Consider the following 24,749-nt stretch of genomic DNA (forward strand, 5'->3'; position numbering starts at 1 on the left):
GGCGGATGGTGGCGGCATCGCCGCTCCGTTCCGACCGCTCCGTTCCGCCATCGACCGGCATCAGTGCGTGATGCAGGTCCTACACTCGCGCATCGGGATCGATGAGGAGAGCAGGCATGCAGGAGATCAGGACTGGGGCGGCGTCGCGCTCGCTCGCCGCGACCGGGGCGGTGCTGGCCGCGCTGGCGATCGGTCTGTCCGCCTATGCGGCCCATGGCGTCGATGACGGGCAGGCGCGCGTGAACCTGCAGACCGCCAGCCTGTACGCCTTCGGCCACGGTGTGGTGCTGGCGATGCTGGCGCCGCGCACGCCGGCCGGTCTGGCCCGCTGGGCGCTGGTCGGGCTGCTGCTGGGCACGCTGCTGTTCGCCGGCAGCGTGACCGGCGGGGCGCTGCTGGGGTGGCCGACCCGGCTGGCGCCGACCGGCGGCATGCTGCTGATGGCCAGCTGGCTGACCTATGCCGTGGCGATGCTGAGGCGTTGAGCTGGCCGTGCCATGGCCGCGGGTTCGATGTCGACGCCGATGCGCCACGTCGAGCGGAGGCCGCGGATCCGGATGCGCTGGCGGCGGCTCGCGGCTGGTCGGGGGCCGGGCGAGCGGACCTTTCGACCGGTGGGCGCGGCGGAGCCGATGCCGCTCCGGCCGGGTGCCTGCTCGCGCGTCGGTCAGGCCTGGGGCGGGTCCTGTCGGGGCGGCGACCGGATCTTCGCGCAGCCGCTTTCGCACTGCTCGACCGGCCTGTCCGCGCATGAATCGGAACGGGCGGGACGGTGCCAGCATGCTTCTGCCCATTTGACGCGCATGCCGCCGATGATGACCGCGCCATTGCGTGGCGTGGTGGCATCCGGTGCGATCAGGGTGATCCTGCTGGGTCGGTCAGGCTGAAGGCACCGCCGCGCCGACGCGGCGGCGGCGCTGGATGCCGTCGCCAAGGCCAGGGAACAGCGCCGCATCGAACACCAGACCGGCACTCACGAACGTCAGTCCGGCACCGGCGTCGTCAGGCCCGATCAGCACGCGTGGAACGAATACCCGCCGGATCGCGCCGAGGGCGGCGGCCAGGCTCCAGCGCTGGCGGATCGGCGCATCGATCCCGATGAGCCTGTGATCCCATCGCCGGCCCGGCGATGGTGGCGCCCGGGGCGGCATGATGCGGTGGCAGCGGGTGTCCGTGTCCGCGGCGTGGGGCCTGTCCTTGTCCCGCTCAGCTGGCGTGGGGCGATGCGGGATGCCAGCGCCAGTGCCAGGGCTCGTAGACGATGCCGTGCGGATTGTCGCGTGGGTAGCTCAGCGCGAAGCCGAAGCGGGCCGCCTGCGCCTGCAGCCAGGCGAACGCCGGCGTGCGTTCGAAGCTTTCCTCCGCCGGTGGTTCGCCGGGCGTGCCGATGTCGAGGGCGTCTCCGGCATGGTGTTCGCTATAGCCCGGTGCGGCGTTGACGGTGAGGATCTGCTCCAGCGTCTGCCCGCGCGCGAGTTTGCGGGCGACGATGCCCAGCTGGTAGTCGTGGCTGCGGTAACCGGAGATCGCGTCCAGCACCAGGCCATCGGCCGCGGCGGCACGACGCATCTCCTGCCAGGCGCGGCCGGCCGACGGCAGCAGCCAGAGCGGTCGGCCGAAGCGGTCGATGTCGGCCAGCAGCAGCCAGGCCGGTTCGGCCACCAGGGCCAGGCCGCTGCGCGCCGCATAGGCGTCCGCATGCAGACCGAGCGCGTGCAGGCGTTCGTGCAGTCGGTGCAGCGGCAACGGCGGCGGCATGCGCCCGTGTGGCGGCGTGTGGCCGTCGATCAGGTCCAGCGCCGCATCCAGGCCGGGCTCACGCGCGAGCCGGGGCACCAGCGCCTGCAGTCCGTCGCGGCGCACGGCGGCCAGGTAGCGGCCATCGCGTTTGCGGCGCAGCACGGTCTCGGCGCGTGCCAGCGCGCGGGCATCGTCGTTGCCGCGTGCGCGCAGCAGGGCGGCCGGCCACAGTTCGATCTCGGCCGTGTTGGACATGCGGGTGCGGAGCAGGACGGGCGGGGTGCGCATCGTGCCAGCTTAGGCGGGGCGCGATGCGGCTGCCAGCGTGCGCAGCTGCGCAAGCAGCGTGCGCGGGTCGCGGACTTCCAGCAGCAGGTCGTGGTCGCCGTCGCAGGGCAGCCACAGGACCTGGCGGCCTTCGCCGGTTGCGACGAACGCCCTGCGCCTGTTGCGCAGCTGGTACCAGCCGCTGCGGAAGCCGCCCGGCACCGAGAACGCTTTGCGCTTGAAGCGCGGGAGCAGCTCGACGTGTTCGTCCAGGTCGATCAGGCGCGCCTTGTCCAGGTGCATCGCGGCCAGCGCCATGCGGGTCCGGTGGAAACCTGCATCGACCTCCAGCGCGGTGTGGTCGAGGCGCAGCGCCTGGCGGTCCATCGCCGCCGCCAGCACCCGCCAGGCCACACCCATGAAGATGCCCACGACCAGCACGGTGGCGGCGATGGTGAGTGGCAGGCTGCCGGCCACCAGCGTCATCGGGCGAGCGGCCAGCAGGCCCATGGCGAAATGCGCGGCGACCATCGCCAGTGGCAGGACCATGGTCAGCAGGAACAGCATGCGCCGCGGTTCGGGTCCGGCGGGAACCAGGCTGGGCGAGGTGTCGCGTGCGCGCATGGGGAGCGGCTCCGGTGTCGATGGTGGCGAACGTGGCCGGGAGCGTCGTCAGGCCGCCGAGGCGCGCAGGCGATCGAGCAGGGCGCGCGGGTCGCGCGGTTCGATCAGCAGATCGTGGCCGCCGCTGCTCGGGATCCACAGCGTGCGGCGGCCATCGGCCAGCGCGACGAAGGTGCGCCGGCCGTTGCTGCGGAACCAGCCGCTGCGCAGCCCGGGCACCGAGAACCCGTTGCTCTTGCGTGGACGCAGTTGCGGATGTTCGTCCAGATCGATCACGCGTGCGCGCTCCAGCTGTAGCTGCCGCAATGGCACATCGCAGCGGTAGAAGGTGGACTGCAGCTGCAGTGAAACGTCGGTGAGCAGCAGCTGCTGGCGCTGCATGGCACGGGCGAGTGGATACCAGACCGCCAGGCTGATCAGAGCCACGCCCGCCAGCGTCACCGCGACGGTCAGCGGCAGGCTGTCGCCGATCAGGACCTGCGCGCTGTCGCCTGGGACCGTCAGCAACGCGGCGGCGGTGATGGCGACCGGCAGCGGCACGCACAGCAGGAACAGCCAGGTCGATGCGCGTTCCGGTGGCGGTGCCAGCTGCAGGCGTGGATCGTCGGTGTGGGTCATGGCGCGGCTCCAGGGGCGATCAGGGGAATGAGGACGTGCAGCACCAGATCCGCGCAGACGTGCGCGAGCATGGCCATCTCCAGGCCGCGCCGCCAGTACAGCCAGCCGAACGCCAGGCCGCCGACCGCATTGAGCAGCAGGGTGCGTACCACCACCGCCGGTTCCAGCCCCCAGATCGCGGCGGCGGCCGGCAGATGCCCAAGGCCGAACAGCAGCGCGGCCAGGCCGATCGCGCTCCACAGCCGCCAGGTGCCCGGCCGCTGCCGGCCGAAGCGGCTCAGCAGCCAGACCAGCAGGGTCATCAGGAACAGGCGCAGCAGCAGCTCTTCGGCGATGCCGCCGTAGAACGCCGCCAGGAAGCCTGCCAGCGGCGAGGGCCTGGTGCCGGCCGCCACATCCGGCAGCATCGGATCCAGCAGCGAGGCCAGCAGCACGATCAACGCCGCCGTGCCGGCCCCCAGCAGCGCGGCGTGCCAGGGGCGTTGCCGGCGCCAGCCCGGATGCGGGCGGGCGTTGATCCAGGCCTGCAGCAACGGGCTGCCCAGTCCGACCCGATGGCCCAGGCGCAGCCCCAGCCAGGCCAGGGCGGTGACCAGCAGCGCGGTCTGCACGCCCTGTGCCGCGGCGAGCAGGCCCAGCGGCACCGGCAGCACGGCGAATCGCGCGGGCATCGCCTGCACCGCATACGGCACCACCGCGACGGCCGACACCCCGGCGAGTACGCCCCAGGCCACGGCGACCTTCAGATCGCCACGTGCGGATGGAAGCGTGGCTGAGTGCGCGGTGGATGGCACGGTGTCGTGGCGTCAGCGCGTGGCCAGCGCCAGTCCGGCCGCCAGCGCCAGCGCGACCACGACCAGGATCACGCGTGGCGCGCAGGCGCCGGAACGCCGTTCGATCATGTGGACGATGTGCAGCATGGCGCGCGCCTCATTCGGGTTGCTTGAACACCATCATCATCGGCACCAGCGGCCCGTTGGCGACCACCTGGACCAGCTCCCAGCCGAGCCTGCCCTGGCGGCTGAGCTCCTCCTGCACGGTGTCGGCGCGGAAGCCGCCCATGATTCCGGGTTTGATCTCGATCACCTGATACTTCCAGCGTTGCGTCATTGGATGGATCCTCCGGTGCATGCCGGTCCGGTGCCGGCGTGGTCGAGCAGGGCGCGGGCCTCGCGCTGGATCAGCGCGGCCTGCTGCTGCCGTGGCAGTGTCGCGAAGCGGTCGCCCGGCTGGAAGCCGTAGGCGCCGAACTGGGAATGGTTGCCGCCCTCCAGCGTGACCCAATGGGTGGAGGCGGGCAGGCGCCGCCGGTTGCGCGCGTTGCGTTCCGGCGAGGCCAGTCCGTCGTTGGATGCCACCAGCTTGGTCACCGGCAGGTGCAGGCCGGACAGGTCGATGTCGCGCGGGTGCGAGGTACCCGCGAGGAACAGGCCCGCGACCGGAGGCAGACCACGCGCGGCCATGCGCGAGGCCACCTCGCCGCCGCGCGAGTGCCCGCCGACGACCCAGCAGCGGACACCGGCAAAGCCACGCATCACCTGGTCGGCGCGGGCGAGCACTTCGCCGCCTTCGGCGCCACCGAAGGCGCCGCGTCGCGGCAGGGCGATCACCGCGACCGGCGTCCCTGTCTGGGCCAGGTGCCTGGCCAATGGTGCATAGGCGCGCGTATCGACCAGCGCGCCGCTGAAGAACAGCAGGCCGACCGGCTGCGGGGCCTGCGCGCGCGGGATGAAGTTCCAGCCGGTGGCGGTGCGTTCGACGGCGACGGTCGCATCGGCGACCGCGGCGGCGCGGCCATCGGCCGACGCGCGGTAGGCGATCAGGCACCAGGCGGTGAACACCACGAACGCCAGCAGCCCGCAGCGCCACCAGATGGCATGGAGCCGACGCAGGAACGTGCGCATCACGCCTCCCGTGAATCGTCCTCGCTGCCGGGCTTCGGCAGCCGGCCGGCCTTGCGCAGGGCGTCGCGCAGCACGTATTCGATCTGCGCGTTGAGGCTGCGCAGCTCGTCGTCGGCCCAGCGCTGGGCCGCGTTGATCACCTCGGCGCTGATCCGCAGCGGATAGGCCTTCTTGTCCGGCTTGCCGGTCACCGGCGCGGTCCCGGCCTGCCGCCGCGGCGCAGGAACAGCAGCATCGAGATCGCCAGAGCGTTGACCGCGACCACCAGCACGCCGATCACCCAGTTGACCGCGGTGCGGTCGGCGCCGGCCCAGTACAGAGCGATGGCGCCGATCAGGATGGACAGGCCGATCAGGGCCCAGCGCAGGGCGAGGCCGCGTGAGCGGGCGTCGTCGTTGCGCAGGGTCCAGCCGGCGACGCCGAGCGCGGGCAGGCCGGAGAGGGCGAGCAGCAGGGGAACGAGTGCATCCATCGTGCGTGCCCGTCAGTACAGCGAGCCGGCGTTGACGATCGGCTGGGTGCCGCGGTCGCCGCACAGCACCACCAGCAGGTTGCTGACCATCTGCGCCTTGCGCTCCTCGTCGAGCTGCACGACATCGTTCTTCTGCAGCTCGGCCAGCGCCATCTCGACCATGCCGACCGCGCCGGCGACGATCCGCGTGCGCGCGGCGATCACGGCATTGGCCTGCTGCCGCTGCAGCATCGCCTGGGCGATCTCCGGGGCGTAGGCGAGGTGGCTGATGCGCGCCTCGATCACCTGCACGCCGGCGGTGCCCAGGCGCTCGGCGATCTGCGCCTGCAGGTGTTCGGAGATTTCCTGCGGGTGGCTGCGCAGCGCGATCTGGCCCTCGTCGTGCTGATCGTAGGGATAGCTGGAGGCCATCGCGCGCAGCGCCGCTTCGGACTGGATGTGGACGAAGCTCTCGTAGTCGTCGACGTTGAACACCGCTTCCGATGCATCGACCACCTGCCAGACGATCACCGCGGCGATCTCGATCGGGCTGCCGTCCAGCTCGTTGACCTTGAGCTTGCCGCTCTCGAAGTTGCGCACGCGCTGGCTGACCTTGCGCTTGGAATAGAAGGGGTTGTTCCAGCGCAGGCCGCTCTCCTTGACCGTGCCGGTGTACTTGCCGAACAGGCTCAGCACCGCGGCCTGGTTGGGCTGGATCGTGTACAGGCCGGTCAGCGCCGCCAGCGGCAGGATGCCGATGATCAGGCTGGCGACGACCAGGGCCGTGGCGGTCGCGCCGCCGCCCTGGGCCATGCTCACCACCCCGCTGCGGAACAGCCAGACGCCGACGGCCGCTGCGACGACCGTCGCGCCGATCAGGGGAATGCCGGGCAGGGAACCGATGGGCTGCTCTTTCATGGCGCGTCTCCGTGAGTTGGATTGAAAGATATCAATTTGATATCATGCGTCAAGTGCCGCCGGTCGGCTGCCGGCGCGGGAACGAGCGGGCTGGATGACCGGACCGGCGGATGTCGGGCGGCGCGCAGGCGCGTACAGGAATCTGCGAAGGCTGCGGGCGGAAAGACATGCGAGCCGCTTGCCATGCGCCGACGAGGGCGGGCGCATCGCGCGCGCCGGCCGCTGGCCGGCCCAGGCGTGTGGTGCCGGTCGCCGGTCTCGCCGGAACGCCGCCTGATTGCACGCCGTGAACGGAAGCCAGGCCCTAGAATGACGGCCTTTCGCCAGGATCCCCGCCATGACCCAGCTCGGTACGCCGCTCTCGCCCCATGCCACCCGCGTCCTGCTGCTCGGTTCTGGCGAACTGGGCAAGGAAGTGGCGCTGGAACTGCAGCGCTTCGGTGTCGAGGTCATCGCCGCCGACCGTTATGCCGATGCGCCGGCGATGCAGGTCGCGCATCGCAGCCATGTGCTGGACATGCTCGACACCTTCGCCCTGCGCGCGCTGATCGCGAAGGAGAAGCCGCACCTGATCGTGCCGGAGATCGAGGCGATCCATACCGAGACGCTGGTCCAGCTGGAGCAGGAGCACGGGCAGAAGGTGATCCCGACCGCGCGTGCCGCGCGGCTGACGATGGACCGCGAGGGCATCCGCCGCCTGGCCGCCGAGACTCTGGGCCTGCCGACCTCGCCGTACCGCTTCGTCGACACCGTCGAGGAGTACCGCGCGGCGATCGCCGCGGTCGGCCTGCCGTGCGTGGTCAAGCCGGTGATGTCGTCCTCGGGCAAGGGCCAGAGCACGGTGCGCGAGGCCGGGCAGGTCGACGCGGCCTGGGAGTACGCGCAGACCGGCGGCCGCGCCGGCGCCGGCCGCTGCATCGTCGAGGGCTTCATCGACTTCGATTACGAGATCACCCTGCTGACCGTGCGGCATGCGGCCGGCACGGCGTTCTGCGAGCCGATCGGCCACCTGCAGCGCGATGGCGACTACCGCGAGAGCTGGCAGCCGCAGCCGATGTCGCCGAAGGCGCTGGAGCGCGCACAGGCCATCGCCCGCGCGATCACCGACGACCTCGGCGGCTGGGGCGTGTTCGGTGTCGAGCTGTTCGTGAAGGGCGACGAGGTCTGGTTCTCGGAAGTCTCGCCACGCCCGCACGACACCGGCCTGGTCACCCTGGTCTCGCAGGAACTGCCGCAGTTCGCCCTGCATGCGCGCGCGATCCTGGGCCTGCCGATCCCGACCATCCGCCAGAACGGCCCGTCCGCCTCCTGCGCGCTGCTGGCGCATGGCCACGGCGTGCCGGTGTTCTCCAACGTGGCCGCCGCGCTGCAGGTGCCGGACACCGCGCTGCGTCTGTTCGGCAAGCCGCGCGTCGAAGGCCATCGCCGTGTCGGCGTGACCCTGGCGCGGGCCGGCGACATCGATGCGGCGCGCGCGGTGGCGCGCGAGGCGGCCGAGGCGATCGGGATCACGCTGGCCGAGTGAGGGCTGCGCCTGCGCCGGGATGGCGCGGGCGATGCCCGCTGTCCGGTGAAGGGCGATGCTGCGATCTTCGCCTTCGCCTTCGCCTTCGCCTTCGCCTTTGCTTTTGCTTTTGCTTTTAAGCTTTTAGCCGTGGCTGTTGCTGTTGCTGTTGCTCGGCTTTCGACTTTCCGGTGCCGTGAAGCGAGCCGAGCATCGCAGCAGGAGCGGGGCGAAGAGGCCCACGTGTCTGAGCGAAGCGAGTTGTGGGCCGTCCCGAAAAGGGGACAAGGCCCCGCTCCTGCGAGAAGCGCAGGGCACCGGCGTGGCGCAGCTGCGGCAGCTCGCGTCCCGGCTGTGCTTTCTTTTGGTTGGTTCTCTTTGCACAAGCAAAGAAAAGTGACTCGCTCCCGCCCGCGCAGCGGGGAGAGCGAAAGCTCCGCTGTTGCTTCTGCTTCGGCTTGCTGTCAGGCGGAGCAGCACACGCTGAAGCCAACGCCAAGCTTCAAGGCAACGGCTTCGGCGCTGTTGCGCGGCTTACTTGTGTCTTGGCAAAAGCAAGCAGAACCGTTTTCGCCGCCCCGAAGAGGGGGCCGTAGAGGACGCAAACCAACCGGCTGCGCCGGTTGGTTCCTGCGCTTCTCGCTTCGATGGGGACGGCCCACAACTGGCTTCGCTCAGACACGTGGGCCTCTTCGCCCCCATCGCCGCTGCGATGCTCGGCTCGCTTTACGGCTCGGGTGGATCAAGATCGAAAGCCAAGCCAAGCCAAGCCAAGCCAAGCCAAGCCAAGCCAAAGCCAGAGCCAGAGCCAGAGCCAGAGCCAGAGCCAAAGCCAGAGCCAAAGCCAGAGCCAAAGCCAAAGCCAAAGCCAAAGCCAGATGCAACTGCAGTCGGCAGGCGTGCCTGCCGGTTGGAGGACATGACCACATGCGGACCGGCGAGCGATCCGCCCGCCGGTCCACGCGGATGTGTCCGCCGATCACTCCACCGCGATGGCCGCACCGGGCGCGTCGCTGGCGGTGGTCAGCCGCTGCGCTTCGCCGACCAGCTGCACGAACTCCTGGCGCAGCCCCCAGCGATCGTCGCCGGTGCTGGCACGTGCGGTGGCGGCGACGTCGTCCCAGCTCCAGCCTTCGACGTTGTGGCCGCCGCGGAGCAGGTCGGCATAGGCCGCCACCGCGGTGGCGAACCGCAGGGACTGGCTGGGTTCGCGCCTCAGTGCGCTACGCAGGATCGGGGTGTCGATCAGGCGGCTGCGCGCCTCGCCGGGGCGCTTGTAGCGCAGGCGCAGGTGCGCGATCTCGCCGCTGCTCGACGCACTGGACTGGACGGGGGTAGCGCCGTAGCGACGCGCCGGCAGGCGCTCGCCACCGGAACCGACCAGGGCGATCTCGTACAGCGCGGTGACCTGGTGGCCGGCGCCGATGTCGCCGGCGTCGACCGCGTCGTTGGCGAAATCCTCCTCGCGCAGCATGCGGTTCTCGTAGCCGATCAGGCGGTACTCGGCGACCTGGGCCGGATCGAACTCGATCTGGATCTTGACGTCGTTGGCGATCGTCAGCAGGGTCGCCTGCATCTGCTCGACCAGCACCTTGCGCGCCTCCAGGTCGGTGTCGATGTAGGCATGCACGCCGTCGCCGGCGTCGGCCAGGCGCTCGGCCATCGCGTCGTTGTAGTTGCCCTGGCCGAAGCCGAGCGTGGACAGCGCGATGCCGGAGCGGCGCTGGTCGGCGACCAGGGTTTCCAGCGTGCCGCGTTCGACCGTGCCGACGTTGAAGTCGCCATCGGTGGCCAGCAGGATCCGGTTGCTGCCGCCTTCGATGAAGGCCTCGCGTGCGACCGAATAGGCCAGGCGGATGCCGTCGCCGCCATTGGTGCTGCCGCCGGCCTGCAGCCGATCGAGCGCGGCCAGGATCTCGGCGTGGCGGTCGCCCGGTGTCGGCGCCAGCACCAGCCCGGCCGAGCCGGCGTAGACCACGATCGACACCCGGTCCTGCGCGCGCAGCTGCGGCACCAGCTGCGCGAAGGCGCGCTTGAGCAGCGGCAGCTTGTCCTCGCTGTCCATCGAGCCGGAGGTGTCGATCAGCAGAACCAGGTTCGATGCCGGCATCGTCGCCTTCGGCACGTCGTAGCCCTTGATGCCGACCATCAGCAGCTGGCGGTTGGCGTTCCATGGCGACGGTGCCAGTTCGGTGCCGACCCGGAACGGCACGCTGCGGTCGGCCGGCGCCGGATGGCCGTAATCGAAGTAGTTGAGGAATTCCTCGACCCGCACCGCGTCTGCCGGCGGGCGCACGCCCTGGCGCAGCATGCGCCGCACGTTGGCGTAGCTGCCGGTATCGACGTCGATCGAGAACGTGGACACCGGTGTTTCGCTGGCGCGCTGGACCGGGTTGTCATCGGGGCGGTCGTAGCGTTCGGTGTTCACCGGCGGACGCGGGGGCGCGGCGAGCTGCGGCATGTAGGCGCTGCGCATGAGCTGTCCGGCGGCCGGCGCCGAGGCGCGGACCGCGACCGCCATCGGTGCCGGCGGCGGAGGCGGAGGCGGGGCGGCATGCAGTTTGTAGGCGGCGTCGGACGCGGCCTCCGCCTCCATGGCAGCCTGCGTTCTCGGCTCGCCGGCCGGCGTCTGGCAGGCGGCGAGCAGGGTGATGCAGGCGGCGGCGAGCAGCGTCAGGATCGGGTGGCGCATGGGATGGCTCCGGGAAGGGACGCACGGAAGAACGCGCCACCGGAGCGGATGGGGTTGAAGGAACTTCGCGTGGCTGGCGGTCCGCAGGATCTGCGCGGCGGGCCGCGCCGCCGCACGTCGAGCGTCAGCGGCGGCAGCCGATGCCGCCATGCTGCCGGACCAGCACCGGAGCGCAGCGCCGGCCCTTCGCAGGTACGCCGGCAACACGTTCCTGCCCGGCCCAAGGCCGGCCCCGGGGCCGGGGCCGGGAGCATTCTCCGGTTACAGCACCAGCGGCTGGAAGTGCATGCCCAGGCCGGGCATGCCCTCCTTCTCGCCGATCAGGTCGGCACGCAGCAGCGGCCGCGCTTCGGCCCAGTCGCGGTCCAGCACCAGGTCGAGCCGGTTGCCGTCCACGGTCAGGTCCAGGCGCGGGATCGGGTCGTTGTCGTGCGAGCGGTGCAACAGCACCGCCAGCCGCAGCAGCGCGGCCTTGCGCCGGGCCGACAGCAGCAGGCGGTCGGGCAGGGCGTCGAAGGCGGTCTTGGGCACGTTGCGGCGGTGCGTGCGCACCAGCGCCGCCAGCACCTGCTGTTCCTGGCGCGAGAAGCCGGCGATGTCCGAGTGCTCCACGATGTAGGCGCCGTGCACGTGGTACTGGCTGTGGGCGATGGTCAGGCCCAGCTCGTGCAGGCGCGCGGCCCAGCCGAGCATGTGCGCATCGTCGTCGTCCATCGCCCAGGCCTCGGCGACCTGCTCGAACAGGCGCAGCAAGGTGGCCTCCACGCGCGCGGCCTGCGCCTCGTCGATGCCGTAGCGGCGGATCAGCGACTGCACCGAGGCATCGCGCGGATCGTTGCCGCCGCCGCGGCCGAGCATGTCGTAGAGGATGCCCTCGCGCATCGCGGCCTTGCTGACGATCAGCTTCTGCAGGCCCAGCGCCTGGAAGGCGGCCTCCAGCACCAGCACGCCACCGGCGATGATCGGCCGGCGCTCGCTGGACAGGCCGGGCAGGTCGATCTGGTCGATGCTGCGCGCCTGCAGCAGGCGGTCGCGCAACTGCGGCAGCGCCTCGGCGGTGATCGCGCCCTTGGTCAGCTTCATCGCCGCGCAGATCTCGCCGATGGCCTTGTGGGTGCCGGAGGAGCCGACCGCCTCGTGCCAGCCCAGCGCGCGGTACAGGCCGGCGAACTGCTGGAACTCGGCGCTGATCTCGGTCAGCGCATCCTTCCACTTCTTGCGCGACAGCTTGCCGTTGGGGAAGAAGCGCTGAGTGCTGGCGATGCAGCCGGCTTGCAGGCTCTCGCGCTCGATCGGCTCGAAACCGCGGCCGATGATGAACTCGGTCGAGCCGCCGCCGATGTCGATCACCAGGCGCAGCTGGCCGGGCTTGGGCGGTTGCGCATGGGCGACGCCCAGATAGATCAGGCGCGCCTCTTCGCGGCCGGAGACCACTTCGATCGGATAACCCAGCTCGGTTTCGGCCGCACGCAGGAACGCCTGAGGATCGCGCAGACGGCGTACGGTGTTGGTCGCCAGCGCGCGCACGCGCAGCGGCGGCACGCCGCGCAGGCGCTGGCCGAAGCGGGCCAGGCATTCGAGCGCGCGTTGCCGGGCCGGTGCGGACAGGCCACCGCGGGTATCCAGGCCGTCGGCCATGCGCACGGTTTCGCGCAGCCGGTCGACCACCCGCAGCTGGCCCATCGAATGCTGGGCCAGGACCATGTGGAAGCTGTTGGAGCCCAGATCGATGGCGGCCAGCAGCTCGCCGTCCTGGACCGGTGGGTGATGCGGTGAGGAATAAGGCATGGCGCGAATCTTAGCGGAAGCGCCCGCCCGTCCGTTCCGTCTGCGTGAAGGGCGTCAGGGGCGCAGCGTGCCGAGCAGCTGCAGCTGCGCCGCATGCGGCGCCTGGCCGTCCACCGGCGCCAGCTTGCGGTAGCGCCCGTCGCCGCCCAGCTCCCAGGCGTTGAGGTTGTCGTCGAGGTAGTTCTGCAGGCCTTCGCGGAAGATGCGCTCGGCCAGCGCCGGGTCGAGCACCGGGAAGCAGGTTTCCACGCGCCGCAGCAGGTTGCGCTCGAGCCAGTCGGCGCTGGCGCAGTACAGCTCGGGTGCGCCGTCGTTGCCGAACCAGTAGATGCGGCTGTGCTCGAGGAAGCGGCCGACGATCGAGCGCACGCGGATGTTGTCCGACACGCCGGGCACGCCGGGGCGCAGCGTGCAGGCGCCGCGCACGATCAGGTCGATCGATACGCCGGCCTGCGAGGCGCGGTACAGCGCGCGGATCACCTGCGGCTCGTTGAGCGCGTTCATCTTGGCCACGATCCGCGCCGGGCGCCCAGCCTCGGCCAGGCGGGTCTCGCGTTCGATCCGCTGCAGGATCCCGCTGTGCAGGGTGAACGGCGACTGCAGCAGGCGCTTGAGGCGGGTCGACGGCGCCAGCCCGGACAGCTGCTGGAACAGCATGTGCACGTCGTTGCCGATGTCGGCGTCGGCGGTGATCAGGCTCAGGTCGGTGTAGGCGCGCGCGGTGCCGCTGTGGTAGTTGCCGGTGCCCAGGTGCACGTAGCGGCGCAGGCGACGGCCCTCGCGGCGCACGATCAGCAGCATCTTGGCGTGGGTCTTGTAGCCGACCACGCCGTAGACGACCTGCACGCCGGCTTCCTGCAGGCGGTCGGCGACGCCGAGGTTGGCGTCCTCGTCGAAGCGCGCGCGCAGCTCGACCACCACGGTCACGTCCTTGCCGTTGCGCGCGGCCTGCACCAGCGCCTCGACGATCGCCGAGTCCTTGCCGGTGCGGTACAGGGTCTGCTTGATCGCCAGCACGTCGGGATCGGACGCGGCCTGGGAGAGCAGCGCGAGCACGCCGCTGAAGCTGTCGAACGGGTGGTGCAACAGCACGTCGCCACGGGCGACGCGCTGGAAGATCGCCTCGTCCTCCAGCCCGTTGCGCGGCGTGAACGGCGGGTACTTCAATTCCGGCCGCGCGACCAGGTCGTTGACCTGGATCACCCGGTTGAGGTTCACCGGGCCATCGATGTAGTAGACCGCGTTCTCGCCCAGTTCGAAGTTCTGCAGCAGGCTCTGCACGATCGGCTTGGGGCAGTCGTGCGCGATCTCCAGCCGCACCGCCGGCCGGTAGCCGCGGCCGACCAGTTCGCTGCGCAGCGCCGAGGCCAGGTTTTCGACCTCGTCCTCGTCCACCACCAGCTCGGAATTGCGGGTCACCCGGAACTGGTAGGCGCCGCGGACGGTCATGCCCGGGAACAGCTCGTCGACGAAGGCCGACAGCATCGAGGACAGCAGCACGAACTCCTGCCGGTCCTTGCCCGACACGCTGCGCGGCAGCTCGACGATGCGGCTGAGCGAGCGTGGCGCGCGCACGATCGCCAGGTGGCCGGCGCGGCCGAACGCATCGCGTCCTTCCAGCACCACCACCACGTTCAGCGACTTGTTGAGGATGCGCGGGAACGGGTGCGACGGGTCCAGGCCCAGCGGCGAGAGCACCGGCATGACCTTGTTGCGGAAGTAGGCGCGCAGCCAGCGGCGCTGGCGTGCGTTCCAGCTGCGCCGGCTGAGGATGCCGATGCCGGCCTCGTCCAGGGCCGGGCGCAGGACCTCGTTCCAGCAGCGGTACTGCGCGTCGACCAGCGTGGCGGCGCGGTCGTGGATCGCATCCAGCAGCTGCGCCGGGGCGATGCCGTCCGGCGCGGCCGGCAGGCCGAAGTCGAGCGCGTGGCGCACGGTGGCCGCACGGATCTCGAAGAACTCGTCGAGGTTGGTGCAGGAGATGCACAGGAAGCGCAGCCGCTCCAGCAGCGGCACCTGCGGATCCTGCGCCTGCGCCAGCACGCGGAAGTTGAAATCCAGCTGCCCCAGTTCGCGGTTCAGATACAGCGCCGGATCGCGCAGCGAGGGTCCTTCGCCGGCGCCGGCCGGAGGAGCGCCGGTGTCGGCGGCGGGAAGAACGCTGTCGTGTTCCATGGCGGAGGCATCCGTCTGGGAGGGCGGGGTGGGCTGCGCGCGGCCGGTGGCCCGCGTGTGGCGTCGTGTCGGCGTCATGGCAGGCTCTCGGCAAGGTCTTCTTCGTGGCGCGGGCGGATCCGCTCGGCACCGAAGTGGCAGGCGAAGGTGCTGCCCTGGCCGACCTGGCTCTCGATCCGCAGCCGCGCCTGGTGCAGGCCCAGCACGTGCTTGACGATCGACAGGCCCAGGCCGGTACCGCCGCTCTCGCGCGAGCGGCTGCTGGAAACGCGGTAGAAGCGTTCGGTCAGGCGCGGGATGTGCGCCTCGGGAATGCCGTAGCCGGTGTCGCGCACCGACAGCACCGCACCCCCGTCGGGCTCGCGGGCGAAGGTGACCGTCACCGTGCCGCCGGCCGGGGTGTAGCGGACCGCGTTGGTGACCAGGTTGGAGAACGCGCTGTGCAGTTCCTTGATCGAGCCGGTGAGGTCGCAGCCGGCTTCGTCGCGGACCTCGATGGTGTGACGGTTCTGGCTGAAGGCCTCGGCCTCGCGGCGCAGCGTGGCCAGCATCGGCGCCATCGCCACGGTCTCGTCGGGCAGGCTGTCGCGCGACTCCAGCCGTGACAGCGCCAGCAGGTCCTCGACCAGCTGGGTCATGCGCTGCGACTGCTTGCGCATCTCGGCCAGCATCGGCTCCCACTCCGGCACGTCCTCCGGGTCGAGCATGTCCAGGTAGCCGTGGACGACGGTCAGCGGCGTGCGCAGTTCATGCGAGACGTTGGCGACGAAGTCGCGGCGCATCTGCTCCAGCCGCAGCAGCTTGCTGACGTCGCGCGCCACCAGCAGCCAGTAGTCCTCGGAGTAGGGGATCAGGCGCAGGTTCAGGCGCAGCCGGTCGTCGCTGGGCGAGGCCGCATCCAGCATCGGCTCGGCATTGCGGCCGGCTGCCAGCCAGCGCGCCAGCGGCAGCGGCTGCAGGCGTTCGACCACCGAGGCGCCCAGGTCGCGCGGATAGGACAGGCCGAGCAGGTCGGTGGCGGCCTTGTTGAACCACAGCACGCGCTGGGTGTTGCGGTCGACCACGACCACCGCATCGGGCAGCGCCGCGGCGGCGGCACGGTAGGCGCGGAGCATGTCCAGCAGGCGCCGCTTGCGCGCGCGCATTTCCGACTGGCTGCGGTGCAGCAGACGGTCCAGTTCGTTCCAGGCGCCGCGGCCGCGGGCCGGCTCCCAGCGCCGGCGCGCGGTCAGGCCGAGCAGGACCCGGCGCAGGCGCCAGTAGTGCCAGGCGAGGATAGCCAGCGCGGTCGCTGCCAGCACCGCGCCGACATGGCCGACGAGGATGCCGGCCAGGGTGGCGCCGGCCAGCAGCAGGAACAGCATGGACAGGGTCTTCCACCAGGCCGACCGCAGGTGCGGTGGCATGTGCTCGGTGCGTCGCTCGTCGCCGAGCAGCGGACGCAGGCCGGCCCGGCCGGAAGGAGGCGAAGGATCCATGCGCGGGCCCGTCCCGTCCGGCCCCGGCTCAGGCCGCCGCCGAGAAGCGGTAGCCGGCGCCGCGCACGGTCTGCACCATGCCGTCCACCGCGAACGGCTCGAGCGTCTTGCGCAGGCGGCGGATGTGGACGTCGATCGTGCGCTCCTCGACGTAGACGCTGCCGCCCCAGACGTGGTCCAGCAGCTGCGCGCGGCTGTAGACGCGGTCGGGGTGGGTCATGAAGAAATGCAGCAGGCGGTATTCGGTCGGCCCGATCGGCACCGGCGCGTCACCGGCGAACACCCGATGCGCGGCGCCATCGATGCGCAGCGCGCCGACCGCCACGCTGCCGTCCTCGTCGTCCTCGCGGGCGCGGCGCATCACCGCGCGGATCCGCGCCAGCAGTTCGCGCGCGGAGAACGGCTTGACCACGTAGTCGTCGACGCCGGCTTCCAGGCCGCCGACGCGGTCGTTCTCCTCGCCGCGCGCGGTGAGCATGATGATCGGCACTTCGCGGGTCAGCGCCTCGCGCCGCCAGCGTCGTGCCAGGTCCAGACCGCTCGTGCCCGGCAGCATCCAGTCGAGCAGGATCAGGTCGGGGACGCGGTCGGCGATGGCCGCCTGCGCCTCGCGTGCGTCGCCGGCGTGGATCGGTGCGAAATCGCCCTTGCGCAACGCGAAGGCCACCATGTCACGGATCGCGGGTTCGTCATCGACGATGAGGATGTGCTTCTGCACGTGTGGGTACCGGCACGGCTTGGGGGGTGCGCTGATTAGACTACCGTTTTGTGACCATTCGGTGACGCGGTCCGGAGCCGTGTCGACACGATCCGCGCAGGCGTTGGCGCCGGCTGGAGCAGCCGGCGGTGCCGGCACTCCTGAGGGTGCGGCGTGGAGCCGCGGCCGCGGTCGGGGAGCATCGGGCGGGCCCATCCTGGCGCCTCTGCGCGGCACGCCCCGCGGAGTATCGAGGCCGGACGCGGTGCGGCGAAGCAGCGCTCCCGTGGCGGGACGGGCCTGCGGCCGGGTGCCGCAGCCGGAAAGTGCGCCGACGGGATGGAGCCGGGGCGCTGGATGGCAGGGCGCTGGCGGAAGGGCGGATCGATGCCGCCAGGTGGTGATGCCGCCCATCGCCGCCCGTGTGGCCCGCGGCTGCGGACCACGCGCCACTCTGGCTGTCGCGGTGCTCATCCCGCCGACGGTCGGCCGCCCGGCCGCCACCTGCGACCCGGGCGACGTCCGTCCGGCTCAGCGACGCTGCATGTCCGGGTCGCGGACGCCTTGACGGCGCAGTTCCAGCACGGTCGGGGTGATGGTGGCGATCCGCGCATCGATGCGGGCCCGGGCCACGTAATCCAGGTTGCCCTGCTTCTTCAGGTTTTCCAGCTGGATCAGGGCCTGCTCCGGCCGCCCGTTGAGGAACGCCGCCTCGGCGAAGGCCTCGCCGGCGCGCACGGTGTCGCCGGCCAGTTCGCAGGCGCGTGCATAGGTCTGCTGGAACACCGGATCGTCGTTGCCGCGGCCGATCAACGGGCGCAGTACCTCCTGCGCCCGGCGTCCGGCCTCGGTGCCGCCCTGTTCGACCAGGCTGCGCGCATAGCTCAGGCCGACCGCGCGGTTGCCGGGCAGGCGGCGCAGCAATGCGTCGAAGCGCTGGTTGGCGTCGCCGGCGCGTCCGGCGCGCGCGCTGGATTCGGCCAGCGCCAGCTCCACCCACAGGTTGCCGGGGTGCTCCTGCAGCAGTCTGGCCAGCTCGGTCGCCGCGGCTGCCGGCTCGCGCTGCATCCGCGCCAGCGCCAGACCGTAACGCTGGCTGTCGCTGAGCGTGCCGCTGCCGCGGCGCAGGTCCTCGTACTCGCGGATGGCCGCGTCGGGCGTGTTGGCGGTCAGCGCGCGCAGGCGTTCCTGGGCCCAGCCGAACCGGTCGTCGTGCTCGTCGGCGAAGGTGACCGGCACGCTGCCCGGGGCCAGGCCGCGTGGCAGCAGCGGGTTGCTGCGGCCGGGCCCCACGTCCACCGGCGGCGTGCGCGGGATGTCCTCCACCCGTGCCGGACCGCCATCGACCGACGTGCTGGCCGCCACCGTGCCGCGCTCGCGCCGGATCTGTTCGGCGCGCTGCTTGGCTTCGCTGACGCGGGTGGTGTTGACCGGGTGGGTGCGCAGGTAGTCGGGCGCGCTGTAGCCGCCCTGGTTGCCGCGCATCGCGAACGACATGCGCTGGAAGAAGCCGGCCATCGCATCGACGTCGTAACCGCTGCGCGACAGCGTGCGGATGCCGATGCGGTCGGCCTCGGACTCGTTGGAGCGGGTGTAGTTGATCTGGTTCTGCTGGATCAGGCCCATGCCGCTGGCGATCGCCGCCTGGGTCGCCTCGCCCGACGAACTGCCGCCGGCCGCCTGCGCGGCGACGATGGCCGCCAGCATGCCGAGCAGGATCGGGACCTGGTCGCGCTGGGCGCGCTCGACCCCGCGCAGCACATGCTGCTGGGTCACGTGGGCGATCTCGTGCGAGAGCACCGCGGCGACCTCGTCCTCGCGCTCGGCGGTCAGCACCAGGCCGGCGTTCATGCCGATGTAGCCGCCCAGGGTGGCGAAGGCGTTGATCTGCCGGTCCTTGAGCATGAAGAATGTGTACTTCTGCTCGGGGCGGTCGCTGTTGGAGCCGAGCCGGTCGCCCATCGTCTGCAGCCAGTCGGCCAGCAGCGGGTCGTCCAGCAGGTAGCCGTAGTTGCGCAGCTCGCGCAGCATCATCGCGCCGTATTCGTCCTGGCGCGCCGGGGTCAGCAGTTCGCCGGCCGAGGAGCCGATGTCGGGCAGGCGCGGTTCGTCCTGTGCCGGCGCCTGCGCTGCCGGGAGGACCAGGGCGATGGCGGCGGCAAGCAGCAGTCGGCGCAACGGGGGAGACTCCATGGAGGGCCGCAGCATGCCGGCGGCCTGTGGCGGGCGGGTGAATCGACGGTTAATCCGCAGTGTTCCGGCAACGACGGTCGATCACAGGCCCGGCCGCTACCATATGCCGATAGACCTCGATTGTCCTGTGGAGTTTCCCGTGACAGACAGCACCGCCCCGACCATCACCATCTACTCGACCGCCATCTGCCCGTACTGCGTGGCGGCCAAGAACTTCCTCAAGAGCCAGGGCCGCGAGTGGACCGAGATCCGCATCGACCTGGATCCGGCCGAGCGCGAGAAGATGCTCGCCAGGGCGCGCCGCACCAGCGTGCCGCAGATCTTCGTCGGCGACACCCACGTCGGCGGCTACGACGACATGATCGCGCTGCACCGCGCTGGCGGGCTGCTGCCGCTGCTGGACGGGCAGGGGAGCCAGGCATGAGCGCTTCGGACCAGGGCGAGCAGGACCGCGTCGCCGCCTTCACCGAGTTCCGCCAGCGGATGAACCAGCGGATCCTGGCCGAGCCCAACCAGGTGGTGCGGCGCTTCTTCGCGCTCGACACCCAGACCTACCAGGCCGGCGCGCTGGACGTGAAGACCAAGGAGCTGCTGGGCCTGGTCGCCTCGCTGGTGCTGCGCTGCGACGACTGCATCAGCTACCACGTGGCCCAGTGCAAGGAGGCCGGGGTGAGCCGCGAGGAATTCTTCGAGACCTTCTCGGTCGGCCTGGTCGTCGGCGGCTCGATCGTGATCCCGCACCTGCGCCGCGCGGTCGATTTCCTGGACCAGCTCGAAACGGGCGGTGCGCCGGTGGCCGCGCCCGGGCACGACCACGGCTGACGTCCCGCGGCTGGACGCCGGTCTGGTGTCTGCGCCGCCGGCGCATGTCCACGGGCGATGGCGCCAGCCGACGGCGCCCATCCGGCCCCCCTCCAAAGGTCGATTTGGGGCCAGTACCGGCGATCGGGCATAATTTCACCACTGCTTTGCTCCCATTCCCCCTGCGCCGCCCCCGTTCCGAGGGTGTGCGCCCGTTCCGGAAAACACATTCCATGACGCAGAAAATCACGGTCATCCGCGGCGATGGCATCGGCCCGGAGATCATGGACGCGACCCTGCACGTGCTGTCCAAGCTCGATACCGGCCTGGAGTACGAGGACGCCGACGCCGGCCTGGCCGCGCTGGAGAAGCACGGCGACCTGATGCCCCCGGTGACCCTGGATTCGATCGCGCGCAACAAGGTGGCGCTGAAGAGCCCGCTGACCACGCCGGTCGGTGGCGGCTTCACCTCGATCAACGTCAGCCTGCGCCGGCACTTCGACCTGTACGCCAACGTCCGCCCGGCGCACACCTTCCCGAACACCAAGGCGCGCTTCGACAACGTCAACCTGATCACGGTGCGCGAGAACACCGAGGGCGCCTACCTGGCCGAAGGCCAGGAAGTGTCGGCCGACGGCGAGACCGCGTTTTCCGGCACCCGCATCACCCGCAAGGGCTCCGAGCGCATCGTGCGCTACGCCTTCGAGCTGGCCCGCAGCACCGGCCGCAAGAAGGTCACCGCGGTGCACAAGGCCAACATCATCAAGTCGACTTCGGGCCTGTTCCTGAACGTCGCCCGTGAAGTGGCGGCCAAGTACCCGGACATTGAGTTCCAGGAAATGATCGTCGACAACACCTGCATGCAGCTGGTGATGCGCCCCGAGCAGTTCGACATCATCGTGACCACCAACCTGTTCGGCGACATCATCTCCGACCTGTGCGCCGGCCTGGTCGGCGGCCTGGGCCTGGCCCCGGGCGCCAACATCGGCGAGAACGCGGCGATCTTCGAAGCCGTGCACGGCACCGCGCCGGACATCGCCGGCCAGGGCAAGGCCAACCCCTGCGCGCTGCTGCTGGCGGCCGCGCAGATGCTGGACCACATCGGCCAGCCGGAAAACGCCGAGCGCCTGCGCAAGGCCATCGTGGCGACCATGGAAGCCAAGGACTCGCTGACCGGCGACCTGGGCGGCACCGGTACCACGATGGCGTTCGCCAACGCGATCGCCAGCCGCCTCTGAGGCCGCTGCCGGACATCGCGGGCTGATCGGAACGGGGCGCTTCGGCGCCCCGTTCTGTTTTCGTGCGCGCGGCGCACCTCGGCATCAGCTGGGCCTGCTGCGGATGCCGTTGGGGGTGTGCTGCGATGCTGCCGGTTCCGACACGATGACGGTCGCCCGCCAGCGTCTTCTCTGGCGGCGAGGCGCTCTTCTCACGTGGGGCCCGGTTGCCGGCGGCCTCCGTGACGGCCGGGGCACGTCTGGCGAGGGCTTCGCTCTGGTCCCGGCCGCATGGACTGGACGGGGAAGGGAGCGCGCAGGCGCAAACGAAAACGGGCGCCCTGGGGCGCCCGCTCCGGATCGATGAGGCGGCGACCGTCAGTCGCGCGACTGCAGCTTGGCCAGCAGGCGCAGGAACTCGATGTACAGCCACACCAGGGTGACCATCAGGCCGAACGCGCCGTACCACTCCATGTACTTCGGTGCGCGCGCCTGCACGCCCGACTCGATGAAGTCGAAATCCAGCACCAGGTTCAGCGCGGCGATGACCACCACGAACAGGCTGAAGCCGATTCCGATCAGGCCCGACTCGTGGATGTAGGGCACGTTCACACCGAACAGGCCCAGCACCAGCGTCGCCAGATAGACCAGGAAGATGCCGCCGGTCGCGGCGACCACGCCCATCTTGAAGTTCTCGGTGGCCTTGATCAGGCCGCTGCGATAGGCGAACAGCATCGCGAACAGCGTGCCGAAGGTCAGCACCACGGCCTGGAACACGATGCCGTCGAAACGCGCGTCGAAGATCGCCGAGATCGCGCCGAGGAAGAAGCCTTCGACCAGCGCGTACAGCGGCGCGGTGACCGGCGCCCAGGTCTTCTTGAAGATCGTGACGAGCGACAGCACCAGGCCGCCGATCAGGCCGCCCCACAGATAGATCGCCGAGCCGGGCGCGATCTCGCCGGTCGGGGTGATCGTCTGGCTCCAGGCGAACGCCGCGGTCAGCACGCACAGCAGCAGCAGGATGCCGGTGCGGTTGACGGTGCCGTTGAGGGTCATGACCTCGGTGTCGCCGCCGGTGACGACGGTCCCGCTGCCGAGATCGAGGAAGGTGGATTCCTTGAGGGCCGGATTGGCGCTGCGCATGGGCGTCCTTTTCGTGTGTGACCTGATGAACGGACAGGATACACGGCCCTGACGGCGGCTTCCGGTGAACCCTGGCCCCGACGTTGCAGGGCGGCTGGCCGGACGAGTCGGCAGGCACGTGGGCAGCAGGAGTGGGCGGGAGCGGCACGCCGGCCGCGGGGCGGACAAGGGCGGCGGCATGCCGTCATCCAGCGGGCGCTTCGAGCGGCGCTGGTGCGAAAGGCGGGACTCGAACCCGCACGGGGGTTACCCGCTGGAACCTAAATCCAGTGCGTCTACCAATTCCGCCACTTTCGCAGGTCGCGCATTCTAACCAACCGGACGGCGCGTGTCGGCTGCCGCGAGGTCGCATGCCGCATCCGTCCTATCCTGGCGACGCGGATGGACACAACGAAAAACGCCCGGCGAACCGGGCGTTTTTCTGTTTCTGGTGGGCCGTCAAGGATTCGAACCTTGGACCTATTGATTAAGAGTCAACTGCTCTACCAACTGAGCTAACGGCCCTGAAACTTAGGCTGCGCATTCTAGCAGGTTCTGCTGTCCTGGCAACCCCTCGATCGAAAAAAGATCGAGTCTGAAAGGGTGGGGTGGCTGAGGGGATTCGAACCCCCGACCACTGGAATCACAATCCAGTACTCTAACCAACTGAGCTACAGCCACCACCGATACTGCAAAACCACCTGTTCCGCCGGAGCCCCACTGGCGCGCCCGGCAGGACTCGAACCTGCAACCGCCGGCTTAGAAGGCCGGTGCTCTATCCGGTTGAGCTACGGGCGCACAACCTTGAAAGTCGCTGCGACCGCCTGGCGGCGGATGGTCGGGGTAGAGGGATTCGAACCCCCGACATCCTGCTCCCAAAGCAGGCGCGCTACCAGACTGCGCTATACCCCGGTGTTGCCGGGCCAGGCTGCCCAGAGACTCGCCTGAGCCCTGCTTCCCGAAGCCTGAGCCCCGGGAAGGCCGGCTATTGTGTGGATCGCCGCAGGGGCTGTCAATGGGATGTTTGCGTCAGGCTGGCGCGGTGGGCGCCGATCGGCCAAACTAGCGCGTTCCGCCGGTGCCCGCGTGGGTTTCCGGCTCGCGTTCCATCACCGTCCAACCGTCACAGGCCGAGGCAGGCGCCCGGCAGCAGGAGCACGTACACCATGCAAGTCTCTGTCGAATCCACCGGCAACCTCGAACGTCGCATGAATTTCAGCCTGCCGGCAGAGCAGCTGGAAGACGGTGTCAGCGGCCGCCTGCGCGAGATCGCGCGCACCGCGCGCATCAAGGGCTTCCGGCCAGGCAAGGTCCCGACCAAGGTGATCGAGCAGCGCTTCGGCGAGCAGGTCAAGGCCGAGGTGCTGAACGGCCTGCTGCGGCAGACCTTCGATTCGGCGGTGCGCGAGAACGCGCTGCAGCTGGCCGGCAACCCGCAGATCGACCGCAGCGGCGAAGGCGAGCTGGACTTCGTGGCGACTTTCGAGGTGGTGCCGGACTTCGGCGACATCGACGTGGCCAAGCTGAGCGTGGTCCGCCACGTGGCCGAGGTCACCGACGCCGACATCGACCAGATGATCGAGAATCTGCGCCTGCAGCGCCGGACCTGGAACAAGGTCGACCGCGCGGCACAGGATGGCGATCTGGTGTCGGGCGAAGCCTGGAGCGAGGCCGATGGCGAGCGCCTGCCGGCCGAAGGCACCGACAAGGTCAACACCGTGATCGGCTCCGGCGGCGTGCTGCCGGCGCTGGAGCAGGCCCTGATCGGCCTGGTTGTCGGCACCGAGAGCGCGGTCGACGTCGAATTCCCGTCCAACTGGCGCCAGACCCAGCTGGCCGGCAAGACCGCCAAGGTGCACGTCACCCTGTCGCAGGTCTCCGAGCCGGTGCTGCCGGAGGTCGATGCGGCCTTCATCAAGAGCTTTGGTGTGAAGGGTGGCAACGTCGAGCAGTTCCGCGCCGACATCCGCACCAACCTGGAGCGCGAGCTCAAGGGGGCGCTGATGGGCCGCCTGCGCCGCGAAGTCGGCGAGCAGCTGGTGTCCACCTACGCCCACGTGGAGCTGCCGCCGCGCCTGGTCGAGAACGAGGCCCGCGGCATGCTGGCCCAGCAGATCGAGCAGATCCGCCGTGGCGGCCGCGACCCCGGCCAGCCCCCGGCCAATGCGCACCAGCAGTTCATCGAGCCGGCGCGCAAGCGCGTCCTGGCCGGCCTGCTGGTGGGCGAGGTCGCCCGTCGCAATGAGCTGCGGCTGGACCCCAAGCGCCTGAACGAGACGCTGCGCCTGATCGCCTCGACCTACGAAGAGCCGGAACAGGTCATTGAGATGTACCGCAACGACCCCCAGCTCATGTCCGGCCTGCAGGGGCGCGTGATGGAAGAGCAGGTGATCGACTGGATCGCCGAGCGCGCCCAGCACACCGAAACCCCGCTGTCGTTCCAGGAAGCGATCCGCGGATGATGGCGGCCGCCGTGGCGCATGACCCTCCGGGGTGGTGCGCCATGGCGCTGCGGGAATCCGGCGCGCCCGCGCCGGGCCCAATCTGAACTTTGCAGAGG

Annotated in this window: 24 protein-coding genes and 5 tRNA genes; 7 read left to right on the top strand and 22 right to left on the bottom strand. The window is 70.3% G+C overall.

The window, feature by feature from the left end:
• The first annotated feature begins 116 nt into the window (after positions 1–116).
• A complete protein-coding gene (locus tag IB242_RS08170; protein ID WP_192278028.1) occupies positions 117–485 on the top strand; it encodes a DUF423 domain-containing protein in 369 nt (122 codons plus the stop codon).
• A 12-nt stretch (positions 486–497) separates the two neighbouring features.
• Positions 498–887 carry a hypothetical protein gene (locus IB242_RS08175; protein ID WP_192278030.1) on the top strand — a complete coding sequence of 130 codons (390 nt, stop codon included), beginning with the start codon at positions 498–500 and terminating at the stop codon, positions 885–887.
• Here the strand turns inward: IB242_RS08175 and IB242_RS08180 are convergent.
• The 10 genes from IB242_RS08180 to IB242_RS08225 all read right to left on the bottom strand — a co-directional run bounded on the left by IB242_RS08180 (position 879) and on the right by IB242_RS08225 (position 6,522).
• Positions 879–1,151: a hypothetical protein gene (locus tag IB242_RS08180; RefSeq protein WP_192278032.1), complete on the bottom strand. Its 273-nt coding sequence runs from the start codon at positions 1,149–1,151 to the stop codon at positions 879–881. The genes IB242_RS08175 and IB242_RS08180 overlap by 9 nt on opposite strands.
• Positions 1,152–1,206: 55 nt before the next feature.
• The gene (locus tag IB242_RS08185; RefSeq protein WP_225540345.1) at positions 1,207–1,995 is read right to left on the bottom strand and encodes a M15 family metallopeptidase; all 789 of its coding nucleotides are present in this window, start codon (positions 1,993–1,995) and stop codon (positions 1,207–1,209) included.
• Between the two features lie 42 nt (positions 1,996–2,037).
• Positions 2,038–2,631, bottom strand: a complete 594-nt coding sequence (locus IB242_RS08190; RefSeq protein WP_192278035.1) for a hypothetical protein — start codon at positions 2,629–2,631, stop codon at positions 2,038–2,040.
• Positions 2,632–2,679: 48 nt separating this feature from the next.
• Complete coding sequence (locus tag IB242_RS08195; protein ID WP_192278037.1) at positions 2,680–3,249, bottom strand: hypothetical protein; 570 nt, start codon at positions 3,247–3,249, stop codon at positions 2,680–2,682.
• Positions 3,246–3,983: a CPBP family glutamic-type intramembrane protease gene (locus IB242_RS20835; RefSeq protein WP_192278039.1), complete on the bottom strand. Its 738-nt coding sequence runs from the start codon at positions 3,981–3,983 to the stop codon at positions 3,246–3,248. Before IB242_RS20835 ends, IB242_RS08195 begins: the two co-directional genes overlap by 4 nt.
• A 196-nt stretch (positions 3,984–4,179) precedes the next feature.
• A complete protein-coding gene (locus tag IB242_RS08205; protein WP_192278041.1) occupies positions 4,180–4,359 on the bottom strand; it encodes a DUF4177 domain-containing protein in 180 nt (59 codons plus the stop codon).
• Positions 4,356–5,153, bottom strand: a complete 798-nt coding sequence (locus IB242_RS08210; RefSeq protein WP_192278043.1) for an alpha/beta hydrolase — start codon at positions 5,151–5,153, stop codon at positions 4,356–4,358. Before IB242_RS08210 ends, IB242_RS08205 begins: the two co-directional genes overlap by 4 nt.
• Positions 5,153–5,344, bottom strand: a complete 192-nt coding sequence (locus IB242_RS08215) for an Arc family DNA binding domain-containing protein (RefSeq protein ID WP_192278045.1) — start codon at positions 5,342–5,344, stop codon at positions 5,153–5,155. Before IB242_RS08215 ends, IB242_RS08210 begins: the two co-directional genes overlap by 1 nt.
• Positions 5,341–5,625 (bottom strand): hypothetical protein, encoded by a 285-nt coding sequence (locus tag IB242_RS08220; protein ID WP_192278047.1) that lies wholly within the window; start codon positions 5,623–5,625, stop codon positions 5,341–5,343. The genes IB242_RS08215 and IB242_RS08220 overlap by 4 nt, the downstream gene beginning before the upstream one ends.
• A gap of 12 nt (positions 5,626–5,637) precedes the next feature.
• Positions 5,638–6,522, bottom strand: coding sequence for an SPFH domain-containing protein (locus IB242_RS08225; RefSeq protein WP_192278049.1), 885 nt, complete (start codon positions 6,520–6,522; stop codon positions 5,638–5,640).
• 337 nt (positions 6,523–6,859) lie between these two features.
• Here IB242_RS08225 and purT point away from each other — a divergent pair, with 337 nt between their 5' ends.
• Complete coding sequence (gene purT, locus IB242_RS08230; protein WP_192278051.1) at positions 6,860–8,047, top strand: formate-dependent phosphoribosylglycinamide formyltransferase; 1,188 nt, start codon at positions 6,860–6,862, stop codon at positions 8,045–8,047.
• A 958-nt stretch (positions 8,048–9,005) separates the two neighbouring features.
• On the opposite strand, the gene IB242_RS08235 is transcribed toward purT, so the two are convergent.
• The 6 genes from IB242_RS08235 to IB242_RS08260 all read right to left on the bottom strand — a co-directional run bounded on the left by IB242_RS08235 (position 9,006) and on the right by IB242_RS08260 (position 19,034).
• Positions 9,006–10,718: a VWA domain-containing protein gene (locus tag IB242_RS08235; RefSeq protein WP_192278053.1), complete on the bottom strand. Its 1,713-nt coding sequence runs from the start codon at positions 10,716–10,718 to the stop codon at positions 9,006–9,008.
• A gap of 261 nt (positions 10,719–10,979) precedes the next feature.
• The gene (ppx, locus tag IB242_RS08240) at positions 10,980–12,506 is read right to left on the bottom strand and encodes an exopolyphosphatase (RefSeq protein ID WP_192278055.1); all 1,527 of its coding nucleotides are present in this window, start codon (positions 12,504–12,506) and stop codon (positions 10,980–10,982) included.
• 54 nt (positions 12,507–12,560) lie between these two features.
• Positions 12,561–14,681, bottom strand: coding sequence for a polyphosphate kinase 1 (gene ppk1, locus IB242_RS08245; protein WP_192278057.1), 2,121 nt, complete (start codon positions 14,679–14,681; stop codon positions 12,561–12,563).
• Positions 14,682–14,755: 74 nt separating this feature from the next.
• Positions 14,756–16,087: a phosphate regulon sensor histidine kinase PhoR gene (gene phoR, locus IB242_RS08250; RefSeq protein ID WP_192279217.1), complete on the bottom strand. Its 1,332-nt coding sequence runs from the start codon at positions 16,085–16,087 to the stop codon at positions 14,756–14,758.
• Between the two features lie 100 nt (positions 16,088–16,187).
• The gene (gene phoB, locus IB242_RS08255) at positions 16,188–16,877 is read right to left on the bottom strand and encodes a phosphate regulon transcriptional regulator PhoB (protein WP_192278059.1); all 690 of its coding nucleotides are present in this window, start codon (positions 16,875–16,877) and stop codon (positions 16,188–16,190) included.
• Between the two features lie 510 nt (positions 16,878–17,387).
• Entirely contained in the window at positions 17,388–19,034 is a 1,647-nt protein-coding gene (locus tag IB242_RS08260) for a M48 family metalloprotease (protein WP_225540353.1), read from the bottom strand.
• Positions 19,035–19,152: 118 nt separating this feature from the next.
• Here IB242_RS08260 and grxC point away from each other — a divergent pair, with 118 nt between their 5' ends.
• The 3 genes from grxC (at position 19,153) to IB242_RS08275 (ending at position 21,088) form a co-directional block, all read left to right on the top strand.
• On the top strand, positions 19,153–19,473 hold the full coding sequence (gene grxC, locus IB242_RS08265) for a glutaredoxin 3 (protein ID WP_225540432.1): 321 nt from the start codon (positions 19,153–19,155) through the stop codon (positions 19,471–19,473).
• Positions 19,470–19,871 carry a carboxymuconolactone decarboxylase family protein gene (locus IB242_RS08270; protein WP_192278063.1) on the top strand — a complete coding sequence of 134 codons (402 nt, stop codon included), beginning with the start codon at positions 19,470–19,472 and terminating at the stop codon, positions 19,869–19,871. Before grxC ends, IB242_RS08270 begins: the two co-directional genes overlap by 4 nt.
• A gap of 212 nt (positions 19,872–20,083) precedes the next feature.
• The gene (locus tag IB242_RS08275) at positions 20,084–21,088 is read left to right on the top strand and encodes an isocitrate dehydrogenase (protein ID WP_192278065.1); all 1,005 of its coding nucleotides are present in this window, start codon (positions 20,084–20,086) and stop codon (positions 21,086–21,088) included.
• 357 nt (positions 21,089–21,445) lie between these two features.
• On the opposite strand, the gene IB242_RS08280 is transcribed toward IB242_RS08275, so the two are convergent.
• The 6 genes from IB242_RS08280 to IB242_RS08305 form a co-directional block, all read right to left on the bottom strand.
• Positions 21,446–22,210 (bottom strand): Bax inhibitor-1/YccA family protein, encoded by a 765-nt coding sequence (locus IB242_RS08280; protein WP_192278067.1) that lies wholly within the window; start codon positions 22,208–22,210, stop codon positions 21,446–21,448.
• A gap of 211 nt (positions 22,211–22,421) precedes the next feature.
• A tRNA-Leu gene (locus tag IB242_RS08285) sits at positions 22,422–22,507 on the bottom strand.
• A gap of 131 nt (positions 22,508–22,638) precedes the next feature.
• Positions 22,639–22,714, bottom strand: a tRNA-Lys gene (locus tag IB242_RS08290).
• A 79-nt stretch (positions 22,715–22,793) separates the two neighbouring features.
• Positions 22,794–22,870 (bottom strand) — tRNA-His (locus tag IB242_RS08295).
• Between the two features lie 40 nt (positions 22,871–22,910).
• A tRNA-Arg gene (locus tag IB242_RS08300) sits at positions 22,911–22,987 on the bottom strand.
• Positions 22,988–23,024: 37 nt separating this feature from the next.
• Positions 23,025–23,101, bottom strand: a tRNA-Pro gene (locus IB242_RS08305).
• 254 nt (positions 23,102–23,355) lie between these two features.
• Between IB242_RS08305 and tig the strand changes: the two genes are divergently transcribed.
• Positions 23,356–24,651 carry a trigger factor gene (gene tig / locus IB242_RS08310; RefSeq protein ID WP_192278069.1) on the top strand — a complete coding sequence of 432 codons (1,296 nt, stop codon included), beginning with the start codon at positions 23,356–23,358 and terminating at the stop codon, positions 24,649–24,651.
• The last annotated feature ends 98 nt before the right edge of the window (positions 24,652–24,749 follow it).

The sequence above is a fragment of the Xanthomonas sp. XNM01 genome (genome assembly GCF_014851915.1).
Taxonomy (GTDB): domain Bacteria; phylum Pseudomonadota; class Gammaproteobacteria; order Xanthomonadales; family Xanthomonadaceae; genus Pseudoxanthomonas.

Bases quoted from the DNA above. Each gene is read 5' to 3' on its own strand.
- IB242_RS08170 (WP_192278028.1), top strand. From the start codon at position 117: ATGCAGGAGATCAGGACTGGGGCGGCGTCGCGCTCGCTCGCCGCGACC.
- IB242_RS08175 (WP_192278030.1), top strand. From the start codon at position 498: ATGGCCGCGGGTTCGATGTCGACGCCGATGCGCCACGTCGAGCGGAGG.
- IB242_RS08180 (WP_192278032.1), bottom strand. From the start codon at position 1,151: ATGCCGCCCCGGGCGCCACCATCGCCGGGCCGGCGATGGGATCACAGG.
- IB242_RS08185 (WP_225540345.1), bottom strand. From the start codon at position 1,995: ATGTCCAACACGGCCGAGATCGAACTGTGGCCGGCCGCCCTGCTGCGC.
- IB242_RS08190 (WP_192278035.1), bottom strand. From the start codon at position 2,631: ATGCGCGCACGCGACACCTCGCCCAGCCTGGTTCCCGCCGGACCCGAA.
- IB242_RS08195 (WP_192278037.1), bottom strand. From the start codon at position 3,249: ATGACCCACACCGACGATCCACGCCTGCAGCTGGCACCGCCACCGGAA.
- IB242_RS08205 (WP_192278041.1), bottom strand. From the start codon at position 4,359: ATGACGCAACGCTGGAAGTATCAGGTGATCGAGATCAAACCCGGAATC.
- IB242_RS08210 (WP_192278043.1), bottom strand. From the start codon at position 5,153: ATGCGCACGTTCCTGCGTCGGCTCCATGCCATCTGGTGGCGCTGCGGG.
- IB242_RS08220 (WP_192278047.1), bottom strand. From the start codon at position 5,625: ATGGATGCACTCGTTCCCCTGCTGCTCGCCCTCTCCGGCCTGCCCGCG.
- IB242_RS08225 (WP_192278049.1), bottom strand. From the start codon at position 6,522: ATGAAAGAGCAGCCCATCGGTTCCCTGCCCGGCATTCCCCTGATCGGC.
- purT (WP_192278051.1), top strand. From the start codon at position 6,860: ATGACCCAGCTCGGTACGCCGCTCTCGCCCCATGCCACCCGCGTCCTG.
- IB242_RS08235 (WP_192278053.1), bottom strand. From the start codon at position 10,718: ATGCGCCACCCGATCCTGACGCTGCTCGCCGCCGCCTGCATCACCCTG.
- ppx (WP_192278055.1), bottom strand. From the start codon at position 12,506: ATGCCTTATTCCTCACCGCATCACCCACCGGTCCAGGACGGCGAGCTG.
- ppk1 (WP_192278057.1), bottom strand. From the start codon at position 14,681: ATGGAACACGACAGCGTTCTTCCCGCCGCCGACACCGGCGCTCCTCCG.
- phoR (WP_192279217.1), bottom strand. From the start codon at position 16,087: ATGCCACCGCACCTGCGGTCGGCCTGGTGGAAGACCCTGTCCATGCTG.
- grxC (WP_225540432.1), top strand. From the start codon at position 19,153: ATGCCGATAGACCTCGATTGTCCTGTGGAGTTTCCCGTGACAGACAGC.
- IB242_RS08270 (WP_192278063.1), top strand. From the start codon at position 19,470: ATGAGCGCTTCGGACCAGGGCGAGCAGGACCGCGTCGCCGCCTTCACC.
- IB242_RS08275 (WP_192278065.1), top strand. From the start codon at position 20,084: ATGACGCAGAAAATCACGGTCATCCGCGGCGATGGCATCGGCCCGGAG.
- IB242_RS08280 (WP_192278067.1), bottom strand. From the start codon at position 22,210: ATGCGCAGCGCCAATCCGGCCCTCAAGGAATCCACCTTCCTCGATCTC.
- tig (WP_192278069.1), top strand. From the start codon at position 23,356: ATGCAAGTCTCTGTCGAATCCACCGGCAACCTCGAACGTCGCATGAAT.